Origin of the sequence: Streptomyces sp. NBC_01803, from assembly GCF_035917415.1 — a bacterium.
Lineage (GTDB): Bacteria > Actinomycetota > Actinomycetes > Streptomycetales > Streptomycetaceae > Streptomyces.
The window spans coordinates 2,470,164-2,482,224 of record NZ_CP109073.1 but is presented as its reverse complement, the minus strand read 5'-3'; the positions used below and the strand labels follow the sequence as shown (position 1 = coordinate 2,482,224).

The 12,061-nt window shown below is 72.4% G+C and carries 12 protein-coding genes and 2 pseudogenes; 8 read left to right on the top strand and 6 right to left on the bottom strand.

Translation table 11 applies throughout. The features are described from left to right. The first annotated feature begins 10 nt into the window (after positions 1-10). On the top strand, positions 11-511 hold the full coding sequence (locus OIE51_RS10735) for a DUF3224 domain-containing protein (RefSeq protein ID WP_326597251.1): 501 nt from the start codon (positions 11-13) through the stop codon (positions 509-511). On the opposite strand, the gene OIE51_RS10730 is transcribed toward OIE51_RS10735, so the two are convergent. After that, positions 478-1,605, bottom strand: coding sequence for an LLM class flavin-dependent oxidoreductase (locus tag OIE51_RS10730; RefSeq protein ID WP_326597250.1), 1,128 nt, complete (start codon positions 1,603-1,605; stop codon positions 478-480). The two genes, OIE51_RS10735 and OIE51_RS10730, sit on opposite strands and share 34 nt — an antisense overlap. An 85-nt stretch (positions 1,606-1,690) precedes the next feature. Next, the gene (locus tag OIE51_RS10725; RefSeq protein WP_326597249.1) at positions 1,691-1,897 is read right to left on the bottom strand and encodes a hypothetical protein; all 207 of its coding nucleotides are present in this window, start codon (positions 1,895-1,897) and stop codon (positions 1,691-1,693) included. Positions 1,898-1,973: 76 nt separating this feature from the next. Between OIE51_RS10725 and OIE51_RS10720 the strand changes: the two genes are divergently transcribed. Further along, the gene (locus tag OIE51_RS10720; RefSeq protein WP_442811899.1) at positions 1,974-2,726 is read left to right on the top strand and encodes a Mut7-C RNAse domain-containing protein; all 753 of its coding nucleotides are present in this window, start codon (positions 1,974-1,976) and stop codon (positions 2,724-2,726) included. 193 nt (positions 2,727-2,919) lie between these two features. Here the strand turns inward: OIE51_RS10720 and OIE51_RS10715 are convergent, their stop codons facing one another. The 3 genes from OIE51_RS10715 to OIE51_RS10705 all read right to left on the bottom strand — a co-directional run bounded on the left by OIE51_RS10715 (position 2,920) and on the right by OIE51_RS10705 (position 5,197). Continuing rightward, positions 2,920-3,129 (bottom strand): DUF397 domain-containing protein, encoded by a 210-nt coding sequence (locus tag OIE51_RS10715; protein WP_326597245.1) that lies wholly within the window; start codon positions 3,127-3,129, stop codon positions 2,920-2,922. Between the two features lie 179 nt (positions 3,130-3,308). Next, on the bottom strand, positions 3,309-4,181 hold the full coding sequence (locus OIE51_RS10710) for a helix-turn-helix domain-containing protein (protein ID WP_326597243.1): 873 nt from the start codon (positions 4,179-4,181) through the stop codon (positions 3,309-3,311). A 209-nt stretch (positions 4,182-4,390) separates the two neighbouring features. Next, on the bottom strand, positions 4,391-5,197 hold the full coding sequence (locus OIE51_RS10705) for a GOLPH3/VPS74 family protein (RefSeq protein ID WP_326597241.1): 807 nt from the start codon (positions 5,195-5,197) through the stop codon (positions 4,391-4,393). A 410-nt stretch (positions 5,198-5,607) separates the two neighbouring features. On the opposite strand from OIE51_RS10705, the gene OIE51_RS10700 reads away from it, so the two are divergent. The 5 genes and pseudogenes from OIE51_RS10700 (at position 5,608) to OIE51_RS10685 (ending at position 10,014) form a co-directional block, all read left to right on the top strand. Beyond that, positions 5,608-7,695, top strand: a complete 2,088-nt coding sequence (locus OIE51_RS10700; RefSeq protein WP_326597240.1) for a D-alanyl-D-alanine carboxypeptidase — start codon at positions 5,608-5,610, stop codon at positions 7,693-7,695. A 125-nt stretch (positions 7,696-7,820) separates the two neighbouring features. After that, positions 7,821-7,913 (top strand): hypothetical protein, encoded by a 93-nt coding sequence (locus OIE51_RS26915; RefSeq protein WP_436747949.1) that lies wholly within the window; start codon positions 7,821-7,823, stop codon positions 7,911-7,913. Next, a complete protein-coding gene (locus tag OIE51_RS10695; RefSeq protein WP_326597238.1) occupies positions 7,891-8,073 on the top strand; it encodes a hypothetical protein in 183 nt (60 codons plus the stop codon). The genes OIE51_RS26915 and OIE51_RS10695 overlap by 23 nt, the downstream gene beginning before the upstream one ends. A gap of 152 nt (positions 8,074-8,225) precedes the next feature. Next, on the top strand, positions 8,226-9,617 hold the full coding sequence (locus OIE51_RS10690) for a GH1 family beta-glucosidase (protein WP_326597237.1): 1,392 nt from the start codon (positions 8,226-8,228) through the stop codon (positions 9,615-9,617). A gap of 16 nt (positions 9,618-9,633) precedes the next feature. Beyond that, positions 9,634-10,014, top strand: a pseudogene (locus tag OIE51_RS10685) (hypothetical protein). 262 nt (positions 10,015-10,276) lie between these two features. On the opposite strand, the gene OIE51_RS10680 reads toward OIE51_RS10685, so the two are convergent. Further along, positions 10,277-11,206, bottom strand: a complete 930-nt coding sequence (locus OIE51_RS10680; protein WP_326597236.1) for an ABC transporter permease — start codon at positions 11,204-11,206, stop codon at positions 10,277-10,279. A gap of 260 nt (positions 11,207-11,466) precedes the next feature. Here OIE51_RS10680 and OIE51_RS10675 point away from each other — a divergent pair. Next, positions 11,467-12,051: pseudogene (locus OIE51_RS10675) on the top strand (TetR/AcrR family transcriptional regulator); the annotation flags it as partial. Positions 12,052-12,061 lie beyond the last annotated feature (10 nt).

The following is a 12,061-nucleotide window of genomic DNA, read 5'->3' as shown; positions in this document are numbered from 1 at the left end:
CCAGACGCCCATGCCCGGCTCCGGGCCGTCCGACGGGCCGTCCGACGGCCCCCGGCTGCTGCGCGCCGAGATCACCCGCTCGTTCGCCGGGGGCTTCACCACGGTCGACGGCTCGGCGGCCAGCCGGTTGCCGTCCGTACCGGCTGAGCCTCCAGACCGAGGTGCGTACCGCGTACCACCACGATCCGTCGCTCTCCTGGCAGCGCTGGGCGAGGCCGGGAAGAGCACGGCGGTCCTGCTGATGTGCCAGTCCGACGACGAGAACGCGGGCTCTGTCGCCTCGGACCACCTGACCGGCACCCTCGACGGCCGCACCGGCGGCTTCGCCGTCCACCGCGCCGGGGTGGTCGACGACGGCGTCCCGCGCATCACCCTAGGCGCCATCGTCCCGGGCTCCGGGAGCGGCGAGCCGGCCGGGACACGGGGCGCGTTCGTCCTGACCCGCGAGGAGAGCGGGCAGCACGTCTTCAGCGTCGCCTACACGCTGCCCGAGTCCGCCGGGAGCGCGTAGGCGTCCGCGATCAGCTCGTAGCTGCGCAGCCGCGCCGCCGGGGTGTGGGCGTTCGTCGTGATCATCAGCTCGTCGGCGCCGGTGCGCTTGGCCAGGGCGTCCAGGCCGTCGCGGACCGTGCCGGGCGTGCCGTAGACGACGTTCGACAGCCAGCTGTCCACGAAGTCCGTCTCCAGCGGGCCGAAGCTGTACGCCTCGGCCTCCTCCGGCGTCGGGACCAGGCCGGGGCGGCCGGAGCGCAGGCGGATCATCGACAGGGCGCCGGTGAGAACCTGGCGGTGGGCCTCCCGCTCGTCGTCGGCGGCCAGCGCCGAGACGCCGATCAGCGTGTAGGGGGCGTCCAGCACGGCGGACGGGCGGAAGGTGTGCCGGTACAGCTCCAGGGCCGGGACGGTGTTGGCGGCGGAGAAGTGGTTGGCGAAGGCGAACGGCAGGCCGAGGCGGCCCGCCAGCTCCGCGCTGAAGCCGGAGGAGCCGAGCAGCCAGACCGGCGGCCGGGCGGATGACTGGACGCCGCCGGGCGCGCTGCCCTGCACCGGCCCCGGCACGGCGTGGATGGCCGCGTACGGGTGGCCGGCCGGGAAGTCGTCATCGAGGAACCGGACCAGCTCGGCCAGCTGCTGGGGGAACTCGTCGGCGCCGTCCGTCCGCCCGCGCCGCAGGGCCGCCGCCGTGGCGCCGTCCGTGCCGGGGGCGCGGCCGAGGCCGAGATCGACGCGGCCGGGCGCGAGCGCCTGGAGCGTGCCGAACTGCTCGGCCACCACCAGCGGCGGGTGGTTGGGCAGCATCACGCCGCCGGAGCCGAGCCGGATCCGCTCGGTCCGCCCCGCGAGGTGGCCCAGGATCACGGCCGGGGCCGAGCTGGCGACGCCGGGCATCGAGTGGTGCTCGGCGACCCAGAAGCGGTGAAAGCCGCGCCGCTCGGCCAGTCGCGCGATCGCGGTCGTGGTGCGGAGCGCGTCGGCGGCCGTCAGGCCGCTGCCCACGGTCGCCAGGTCCAGCACGGACAGCGGCACCGGCGCCGAGCCCCGCCGCACTCCCCTGATCCCGTCGGTCGCGTCGTTCCCATCGACGCCGTGGGTCTCGTCGCTCACCCGGGGCCGCCTTCCTGTCCGTGCTCCAGCCACCACTTGCTGCCTGGAGCACCAACCAGAACGCCCGCCGGATCATTCCGGCCGCTTACGGCAAATAGCGCTCCACGGCGGCCGGGCCCTCTTCCTCCAGCACACGGCGGGCCTCCTCGACCCGCTCGGGCGTCGGCTCCCGGCCGCTGAGCCGCACCAGGTCCTCGGGGTCGATCGGCCGGTCACCGCCGCTGTGCAGCAGGCGGTCGGGCGTCGGGCGATCGGTGGAGCGCTGCTCGTCTGATTCGAACGATTCGGACATTGCGACACCTCCCAGTCCGCCAGCCTAGGCGCTGCCGGGCGGGCGCGCGATCGGGCGGGGGAGGAGCATGGAAGGCATGGAGCACCGGCCCGAGATCACCATCGACTTCGCGCCCGAGTTGCGGTTCTTCGCGGCCCGGGAGCGCCGCCGGGGCCGCACGCGCCTCACCGTGGACGGCACCTCCAGCCTTCAGCACGTGGTCGAGTCGCTCGGAGTCCCGCGCACCGAGGTCGGCCGACTGCTGGTGAACGGCCGCGAGGTGCCCGCCTCGCACCCGCCGCGCGCCGGCGACGACGTGGAGGTGCGCGCGGTCGCGCGCCCCCAGCGGGTCCCGGGCGGCCCGCCGCGTTTCCTCCTCGACGTGCACCTGGGCACGCTGGCCCGGCGGCTGCGCCTCCTCGGCGTGGACGCCGCCTACGACAGCGAGGACCCGGGCGACGCCGCCCTGGCCGCCCGCTCGGCGGCCGAGCGGCGGGTGCTCCTCTCGCGCGACCGGGGTCTGCTCCGCCGCCGCGAGATCCGGGCCGGGGCGTTCGTCCGCGGCGACCGGCCGGAGGAGCAGCTGCGGGACGTCCTGGACCGGTTCGCCCCGGAGCTGGCGCCGTGGACCCGGTGCATCGCCTGCAACGGACGGCTGCGCCACGCCGACAAGGAGTCGGTCGTCACCCGTCTCGAAGGCGGCACCCGCCGCACCTACGACGTGTTCGCCCAGTGCGTGACCTGCGAGCGCGTCTACTGGCGGGGCGCCCACCACGCGCGTCTGGCGGCCATCGTGGCCAGCGCGGTCGACTACGCGGGCAGGCCGCCGGCCCGCGCCGGCAGCACATAGGGCTCGTCGTCCACCGGGTCGCCCCACAGGTCCGCCCCACAGGTCCGCCTCCCCGGCGAGCGACTCCACCCGCACCTCCCCGGCCAGCGCTCCGTCGCCGCCGCCACCCGCGCGGGCCCGGTCGCACCGCGGCGCCGCCCGAGGCATCGCGTGGTGTCTCAAACGGCGCTCGGCGCGGGCCACATCCCGGGCGTCAGACGCCGGTGAAGTCCTCCCGGTCCACCGTGCCGAGGAAGGCCGCCCAGGAACCGACCGGGAACCCGAGGAGCGGCCCGGTGGGGGTCTTGGAGTCGCGTACGGCCAGAACGTCCCGCAGCGGCGACATCACCTCCACACAGGCCCCGTTCCCCCCTGAATACGACGACTTCGTCCATGTGTGCGTGCTGTCTCGCTCAACGGCCATGTCCGCTCCGGATCTTGTCGGTCGGGTGTGATTGCCGTGACCGTACTAGTCCGGATCGCCATATGATGTCCCGCTTCACTCGACCGGATGGACCGTTTGGTACTTCCCTTCCCGCGGTTGTCACCGCGGTGTATATTCCCCGCCCTTTGAGCTGGTCAGGGCACGGGTCGGGGCGCGGGTCAGGGCATCGAATCCCGGTATTCCTCCGACAGCTTGACCATGAAGCGGCGCGTCGCCTCGGGGCTGAGCGCCTGGGCCCGCAGGTGCTCGTACATGACGCTGTAGTGCTGGACGTCGTGCGGTTTCTCCAGATAGAGATCGCTCGTCCCGCCCTCCAGGTAGATCACCGTGGAGTCGGTCGCCTCAGGGAACTCCAGGATCGCGTACTGCCCGTTCACGCCGGGGTGCGCTCCCGCCGAGAACGGCATCACCTGGAGCGTGACGTGCGGCAGCCGCGAGCACTCCACGAGCCGGTGCAACTGCTCCACCATCGCGCGTGGCCCACCCACCGAGCGGCGCAGGGCCGCCTCGTCCACCACGGCCCACAGCCGCAGCGGGTTCTTCTCGTCCCAGATCCGCTGCTGGCGCCGCAGCCGCACCTGGACCCGGCTGTCGACCTCGTCCTGGCCGACCTCGGGCAGCGCGCCGGATATGACGGCCACGGCGTACGCCTGGGTCTGGAGCAGTCCCGGCACCACCTGTGGTTCGTACACACGTAACGAGGAGGCGTCCGTCTCCAGCCCGATGTAGACGCTGTAACTGGGCGACAGCTCGGCGAAGGCGTGCCACCAGCCCTGTTGGCGGGACTCCCTGGCCATCTGCATCAAGGACTCGACCAGCTTCGCGTCCTCGACCTCGTAGACCCCGCACAGGTCCCGGACGTCGCGCGGGCTGATGCTGCGGCGGCCGTTCTCCAGCCTGCTGATCTTCGACTGCGAGACCAGCAGTCTGTCCGCGACCTCCTCCGCGGTCATACCGCGCTCCTCACGGAGCCGCCTGAGCTCCTGGCCGAGCCTGCGCCGCCGGACAGTGGGATTGACGTTTCCCGCCACGGACCTGTGCACCTCCGTCGATCTGGAAAGACCGCTGCTGCTGTGAGCAGAGTGCCATCCGGCACGGGGCGTCCGCTGGGAAATAGCGTCACGGAGTGGCCAATCACAAGCATGGGGTGCGGCGGCGGCCTGTCTCGACCGACACCACACCCCTTGCCTGAATGCGGCTCCCGGTTGGTCAAAAGTGCCGTTGTGTCCGCGCCGTGCGTCTAGTGCGACAGCGAGGTACGAACCGTGGCTCTCGTCACTCCTCTCCGCCGTGACGTTTCGGCGACTTGCTGAGACTGTCCGACCACAGCCATAGCCGTGGACACCGGCATACGCCCCGTCTTGCGCGTCCCGCTCTGCTGTTGCTGTTGCTGCTGCGGGCGTCGCGCCGCGGCTGCCTGGCCCGCCACACCGTTCTGCACGTCCATCACGGCGTGTGCGACCAGACCGCCCATCGGGTCGTGCCTGATCAGATCCCGCAGCCGGGAACGGGAGGACCGCCCCTCGTTGCCGGGATACAGATGCTTGCCCAGGCCCACCGCGTGGGCCAGTGCCGCCAGGGCCGCGGTCCGTGCGTCCGGTGGAGTGCCGGTACGGATCGCGGTGTCCAGCCGAGCCCGGATCTGCCTGCTGACCGTGGTTTCCGTCGCTTGGTACCGGGTCGTCGGCAGCACTCCGCACATCTGGCTCTCCACCGCGTGCACCATGCCGCAGCGTTCCAGATGCGAGAGATACGTCTGGCGGAGCCCGAGTCTGGGTCCGCCGATCCAGTTGACCGCCCGCACCGGACTGCCACGCCTGCGCAGCAGCTCCAGAGCGGAGTCCAACGTGGGATCTCCGGTCGGCCGTGGCAGCACCACGGCTATTCGGTCCCCATCAGGGGCTATCCGTCCTGCCAGTGCCAGCTCGACGAGCTGGGCCCCGGCAAGGCCGAGGTCGAGCGACTGTGGCTGCGCCGTGGTGCCCGTGGCCGGGTCCAGAGCGAGCAGCAGCAGCTCTTCCGGAATGGTTCTACGACTCCTGCCCATCCATGCCTCCCCGCGTGGATGAAAGACAGGGTGACGCCTCTCACATGTTCTGTCGAGGGCGCGTGGTTGATTTAAGAGGGAACCCGTAGATATGTCGTTGTCGTCCCCAGGGGTGGGCGGCAGGTTCTTGCCACGACCGGCATGGCGTACCGAGGTGCACAGGACCCGGCAAACTGGTAGGGCCAGCGGCCAGTTCTGGAACGATGAGCAGGGAGGTACGGGTGGCGGGCGAGTCCCCGGATATTTCGGACCGGGATCGGGAGCAGGAGTCATCGGAGAAGACGCCTGGGAACCCCGGAAGGGTTCCCCAGGGCGCGAAGGTTCCCGGGGACGAGGAAGCAGCGGGCGGCGAGGACGGGGAGGGGGCGTCGGAGACGCCGGAACGGCCTGTGGACCCAAGAAGGATGGCGATGCGGATTCCGGACCAGACCGACCGGTCCAGCGCCGGCGAGCCGCCCGCGCCGGGGGACGACGTTCCGGCCGGTGATGACGCGACGAGTGTGTTGCGGTTGCCGGACGCCCCGGACAGGGCGGGTGACCGGGGGACGACGTCGCTGCGGGTGCCCGCCGAGGAGCCGGAGGGCGAGCCGGAGGACGTCGAGGACGCGGAGGACGACGTTCCGGCTGGTGATGACGCGACGAGTGTGTTGCGGTTGCCGGAGGCTCCGGACAGGGCGGGTGACCGGGGGACGACGTCGCTGCGGGTGCCCGCCGAGGATGGGGTGGGCGAGCCGGAGGACGTCGAGGACGCGGAGGACGACGTTCCGGCTGGTGATGACGCGACGAGTGTGTTGCGGTTGCCGGAGGCTCCGGACAGGGCGGGTGACCGGGGGACGACGTCGCTGCGGGTGCCCGCCGAGGAGCCGGAGGATGACGTTCCGGCCGGTGACCGGGGGACGACGTCGCTGCGGGTGCCCGCCGAGGATGGGGTGGGCGAGCCGGAGGACGCCGAGGACGCGGAGGACGACGTTCCGGCCGGTGACCGGGGGACGACGTCGCTGCGGGTGCCCGCCGAGGAGCCGGAGGACGAGCCGGAGGACAAGAAGCCGGTGGGCGGCGGGGGCGACTCGGCCGGCCTGATTCCGTCGCCGGTGGGCGCCAAGGCCAAGGACGTCGAACAGCCGACCGGTGTGCTGCCGTTGCCGCCCGCCGTCGAGCCTCCCGCCGCCCCGCCGAAGCCAGTCGCGGCGCCGCCCGTGCCGGACGCGCAGCGCGATCCGCTCGACCTGCTGGCCCAGCTGACCAACCGGCCCGCGCCGCCGCCGACTCCGCTGCGGACATTCGGACGCCGTGTCAAAATCTGGACTCCGCTGGTCGTCCTGCTCGTGGTCGCGTTCGTCATCGCCCAGTCGCTTCGCCCGTTGCCCGAGCCAACGTTGGAGATGACGGCCACTCAGACCTACACGTTCGACGGCGAGTCGCCGACCGCGCCCTGGCCGGACTCAGGGCAGGCGGTGCTCGATGTCGAGGGGCTGGGCACGTTCGGCTCCTCCGGTGAGCAGGAGCCCGTGCCCATCGCGTCCGTGGCCAAGGTGATGACGGCCTACGTCATCCTGGAGAACCACCCGATGGCCGAGGATGGCGACGGCGAGAGCGTTCCGGTCGACCAACTGGCCGAGGACGAGGCAGCGTTGAGTGACGACGGCGAGTCGACCGTCGAGGTGGAGGCCGGGGGATCGATCACCCAACGCGAGGCGCTGCAAGCGATACTGATCGCGTCCGCGAACAACGTGGCGCGCCTGCTGGCGCGTTGGGACGCGGGTTCGGAGGAGGACTTCGTCGCCGAGATGAACGAGACCGCCGCCGAGCTGGGCATGGAGAACACCACCTACACCGACCCCAGCGGCCTGAACGAGGACACCGTCTCCACCGCCGAGGATCAAGTGATCCTGGCCAAGGCGGCGATGGACGACCCGGTGTTCCGCGCCATCGTGGCCATGCCCAGCTATGAGGACAGTAACGGTGACGTCCACGGCAACTGGAACCATCTGGTCCCGGTCAACGGCGTCATCGGCATCAAGACCGGCACCACCTCGGCCGCGGGCGGCAACCTGCTGTTCGCCGCCGAACAGGAGGTCGGCGGCACCCGGCAGCTGATCATCGGGGCCGTGCTCGACCAGCCGCCGCATCCCTCGGACAATTCCATCCTGACCGGTGCGCTGACCGCCAGCGACGCGCTGATCCGGTTCGGGCAGGGGGAGTTGAGAGACGAGACCGTACTGAGCGAAGGGGATGTCGTCGGGTATGTGGACGACGGGCTCGGCGGCCGGACACCGGTCGTGGCCACCGAGGACGTCCAGGCGGTCGGCTGGGCCGGTCTGGAGGTGGAGATGGAGCTGTCGACGGGCGAGGGCGGCCTGCCCGGCTCCGCCGACGCCGGCACCCAGGTCGGTGTCCTCACCGTGGGAGGCGGCCCCGACCGGGTGACCGTGCCGGTCGCGCTGGCCGAGGATCTCGGCGAGCCCGGCTTCGCCGACCGCCTCACCCGCGTGGGCTGAGCCGCCGCCGCCCCCCCCGCCGCGCCCCGGGTACCGTCCCGTCGGCGCGGCGGGGGCTGCCGTGCCCGGTCGGCGCACGCTACAGTCGGTGCCCCACAGCTAGGGATGCGTGAGGGGGCAGCCCTGTGGAGTGTCCATCATGCGGGTCGAGTGAGGGCCGCAGGCTTAACAACGGCAACTGGGTGTGCGACGACTGTGGCTCGGTCACCGCAGGATGAGGCCGCGTGGCGGGACCTGGACCCGGCCACGCGCGAGCGACTGGACTTCCTGGATCCGGAGGACTTCACCGTGGGGCCCACGGCGGAGGCGGCGGCACAGTGGGAGCGCTTCACGGCGATCCTCGACAAGGCGGAGAACTACCGCCCACCCCACTACTGAGGCCCACTACTGAGCCCCACCGCTGATCGTTATCACTGAGCCCGCCCGCCCGCTGAGCGCCCGCACCGCTGAGCGCGCGCCGGGCGGCGGGTCCCCGGGATCTGTCTTACGCTCGACGGGTTGATCCGCTCATCACCCAGGGTGGCGATGACATGACAGATCCCCACAGCCACGACCCGAGCACGGCCCGGTTCCCCGAGGAGTTCGTCTGGGGAGCGGCGACCTCCAGCTATCAGATCGAGGGCGCCGTGCGCGCCGACGGGCGGCTGCCCTCCATCTGGGACACCTTCTCCCACACGCCGGGCAGGATCCACCGCGACCAGACCGGCGATCTGGCCGACGACCACTACCACCGCTACCCCGAGGACGTCTCCCTGCTGGCCGATCTCGGCGTGACGCACTACCGCTTCTCGCTCGCCTGGCCGCGCCTCCAGCCCGACGGCTACGGGCTGCTCAACGGCGCCGGCCTGGACTTCTACAGCCGCCTGCTGGACAGCCTGCTCGGCCACGGCATCCAACCCTGGGTAACGCTTTACCACTGGGATCTGCCGCAGTCCCTGGAGGACGCGGGCGGCTGGCCGCGCCGCGAGACCGCCGAGCACTTCGCCGCGTACGCGGCTCTCGTCCACCAGCGGCTCGGCGACCGGGTGCGGCACTGGACGACGCTCAACGAGCCGTGGTGCTCCGCCTTCCTCGGCTATGCGGCCGGGGTCCACGCGCCCGGCCGCACCGACGGCGCGGCGGCCGTGCGCGCCGCCCATCACCTGATGCTCGGGCACGGCCTCGCCGCCCGTGCGCTGCGGGAGCAGGGGGCCGAGCAGGTCGGCGTGACGCTCAACCTGGCCCCGGTGGAGGCCGCCACGCCGGACAGCGAGGCCGACCGGGACGCGGCCCGCCGGGTCGACGGGCTGATGAACCGCATCTTCCTCGACCCGCTGCTGCGCGGCGCCTATCCGGCCGATGTGCTCGCGGACGTGGCGGACGTCATCGGCGGCGAGCACGTGCGCGACGGCGATCTCGCCGTCATCAGCGCCCCGTTGGACTTCCTGGGCGTCAACTACTACACGCGCCTGGTGGTGCGGCGGGGCGACGCCCCCGGGTCCGGCGGGCCGTCGCCGTGGGTGGGCGCGGCCGGTGTCGAGAGCGTCGGGCGTGGTCTGCCGGAAACCGGGCTCGGCTGGGAGATCGCCCCGGACGGCCTGTACCGGACGCTGACGCGGGTGTGGCGGGAGTACGGGCCGCTGCCGCTGTACGTGACGGAGAACGGCGCCGCGTTCGAGGACCGGGTCACGCCGGAGGGCCGGGTGCACGACGAGCGGCGGCGGGCGTACCTGGAGAGCCATATCGCCGCCGCGCACAGGGCGTTGGCCGAGGGCGTCGACGTGCGGGGCTTCTTCGTGTGGTCGCTGCTGGACAACTTCGAGTGGTCGCACGGGTATGCGCAGCGGTTCGGCCTGGTGCACGTCGATTTCGAGACGCAGCGGCGGACGTTGAAGGACAGCGGACGCTGGTACGCGGAGATCACCCGCGCCAACGCGCTGTAGGCGGCACCCTGGCGCGGTGGGCGAGTACATACGTTTCCAGAGCCCGGTGCCGCATCAACGGGGGGTGCGCACCGGCGTCTTCGGGTCTCGTCAACGGCCTGGCCCGGAAGGGCGTGCTGAGCGAGGAGCAGGAGCGGTTCCGGCGGGCCAACAACGACTGGTACGACGCCGCGTACCGCGACCCGTCCACGGTGGATCCGGCCGTCTACGACCCCGAGGTGAACCCGGGCGCGGTCGCCTGGTTCAAGGTGACCGCCACCCATCTGATCGAGCGCGTCGACGGCTGTCTGGCGATCCTGGCCGCGCACGGGGTGCCCGTCGAGTGCGTCCGCTCGGCCGATCCGGGCCGGGGGTCTACAAGGACGAGCGGCAGATCGTCGTCGTGCCGCGCCCGTAGCCCGCTCACCCTCCGGGGTGCGGCCGGGGCCGGCCCGCCTCCCGGCGGTTGCCGCCGGCCTGGCATCGCTCCGTCTCGTACCGAGGCGGCTCCGGCCTCGGTGTGAGCGGATCGGTCGCTTCGCGCGTCCCGTCCGGTCGGTGGCGGAGCCGTTCCGTATCGCTTGCCGGGTGCGGCGGGTGCGGCGGGTGCGGCGCCCGGTGGGTGGCGGGGTGGGCGGCGGTCGGTGCCCGAGGGGGGTGGCACCGACCGCCGCGGTGTGTCAGTTGGCTGGTTGGGGCTTGCCGCGGCCGCGCAGGGCCAGGGAGGTCAGGCCGAGCACGGTCCAGGTCGCCAGCACGGTGAAGGCGAGGGCGGCGCCCGCTCCGTCGAAGTACGCCACCGAGCGGAGCGCCGTCGCGCCGGCGCCGGTCGGGAGGTACTGGCCGATCGTGCCGACCGGGTCGGGCAGCATCTCGGGGGCCGAGCCCGCGCCGGACCATGGGTTGCCCAGCAGCATCACGAACAGCGCGCCGAGGCCGATCCCGGGCGGGCCGATCAGGGCCGCCGCGCCGGCCACCGTGGCGCTTCCGGCCAGCGCGATCAGCGCCAGGACCCCGGCCACCTCCAGCCAGGAACCTTCGAAGATCCCCAGCCAGCTGTGCCCGATCAGGGCACCTCCGAGGCCGGCCAGCAGGGCGGCGCCGATCACGGCCGCGACAGCCCGGCCGCCGCGCAGTCCCGTCAGGGTGACGATCGCGCCGACGGCGATCCCGGCCAGGGCCAGGGGCAGCATCGTGGTGTTGAACACCGAGCCGCGCGGGTCGCCCGCCGAGGGGGGCACGACGTCCGTCACCGGGACCGTGGCGCCCTCCGGCGCGGCCTCCTCGGCGACGTGCGCCAGCAGGTCGGCCACCGCCGCGCTCGCCGCCCGCGCCGTGAGCAGCTCGGTGTCGCCGGACTCCCCGACGACGAACGCGCCGTAGATGTCGCGGTCCTCGATGGCAGCCCGGGCGGCGCCCGCGTCCGGGTAGACGTGCACGTCGAACGCGCCGTCCTCGGCGCGCAGATGGCCGGCGACCTGCTCGGCCGCGGCGGGCGGACCCGCGACGCCGACCGGCAGGTCGTTGGGCGCGCTCCGCGCGGCCGGCCAGGCGAAGGCCCACAGGGCGAACGCCACGAACGCCGGGATCGCCAGCATCACGATGGCCATGGCGCGGGTCGGCGGAAGCCCAGAGGGGCGCGCGGCCCGCCCGGGCTCGGGCGCCGCCTCGGGGGTCGGAGCCGGCGCCGGTGCCGACCGCGGCGCCGCCGTGCGGGCGGACGACGAGTGGCGAAGAATGGACATGACGGGACTTGACCTCCGGAGATTGATGCCGGTCAAAGAGAAGGATCGTTCGTTTTATCTCTTGACCACCGTGCTCCCGCGGCCCTCCCTTGTCAAGAGAGAACGTTCGTTTTACGCTCCGCTCCATGGCCCGCGTTTCCCAGGAACACCTCGAAGCCCGAAGACGCCAGATCATCCAGGGCGCCGCTCGCTGCTTCGCCCGCGACGGCTTCCACGGCACGTCGATGCAGGACATCTTCAAGGAGACCGGCCTATCCGCAGGCGCTGTCTACCGGTACTTCCCGAGCAAGGAGGCGATCATCGCCGCCCTGGCGAACGAGGTGCTGACCACCGTCAGGGGCGCGTTCGACGACGCCCTCGCCGGGTCACGCCCGGCGTGGCCCGACGAGATCATCGCGGAGGCGCTGCGCCGGGTGGACGACATGCTGCTCTTCCCGCCGCCGCTGGTGATCCAGGTGTGGTCCGAGACGTTCCGCGACCCCCGGCTCGCCGGCATCCTGCACGGCGCCCTGATGGCCATGGCGGATTCGTGGGCCAAGGTCGTGGCGTCGTACCAGGAGAAGGGCCTGATGCGCGCCGACGTGCCGCCCGCGCACGTGGCCCGCGTCCTGCTGGCCTGCGCCCAGGGCTTCCTCATCCAGCGCGCCCTGCTCGGCCCGCTCGAAGTCGAGGTCCTGAGGGACGGGTTGCGCGGTCTGATGTCCATGAACCGGGACCGCC

Excerpts from the sequence above, each read along its gene's own strand:
- OIE51_RS10720 (WP_442811899.1), top strand. The coding sequence starts at position 1,974 with ATGGAGCACCGGCCCGAGATCACCATCGACTTCGCGCCCGAGTTGCGG.
- OIE51_RS10735 (WP_326597251.1), top strand. The coding sequence starts at position 11 with ATGCCCGGCTCCGGGCCGTCCGACGGGCCGTCCGACGGCCCCCGGCTG.
- OIE51_RS10705 (WP_326597241.1), bottom strand. The coding sequence starts at position 5,197 with ATGGGCAGGAGTCGTAGAACCATTCCGGAAGAGCTGCTGCTGCTCGCT.
- OIE51_RS10700 (WP_326597240.1), top strand. The coding sequence starts at position 5,608 with ATGCGGATTCCGGACCAGACCGACCGGTCCAGCGCCGGCGAGCCGCCC.
- OIE51_RS10725 (WP_326597249.1), bottom strand. The coding sequence starts at position 1,897 with ATGTCCGAATCGTTCGAATCAGACGAGCAGCGCTCCACCGATCGCCCG.
- OIE51_RS10715 (WP_326597245.1), bottom strand. The coding sequence starts at position 3,129 with ATGGCCGTTGAGCGAGACAGCACGCACACATGGACGAAGTCGTCGTAT.
- OIE51_RS10690 (WP_326597237.1), top strand. The coding sequence starts at position 8,226 with ATGACAGATCCCCACAGCCACGACCCGAGCACGGCCCGGTTCCCCGAG.
- OIE51_RS10680 (WP_326597236.1), bottom strand. The coding sequence starts at position 11,206 with ATGGCCATCGTGATGCTGGCGATCCCGGCGTTCGTGGCGTTCGCCCTG.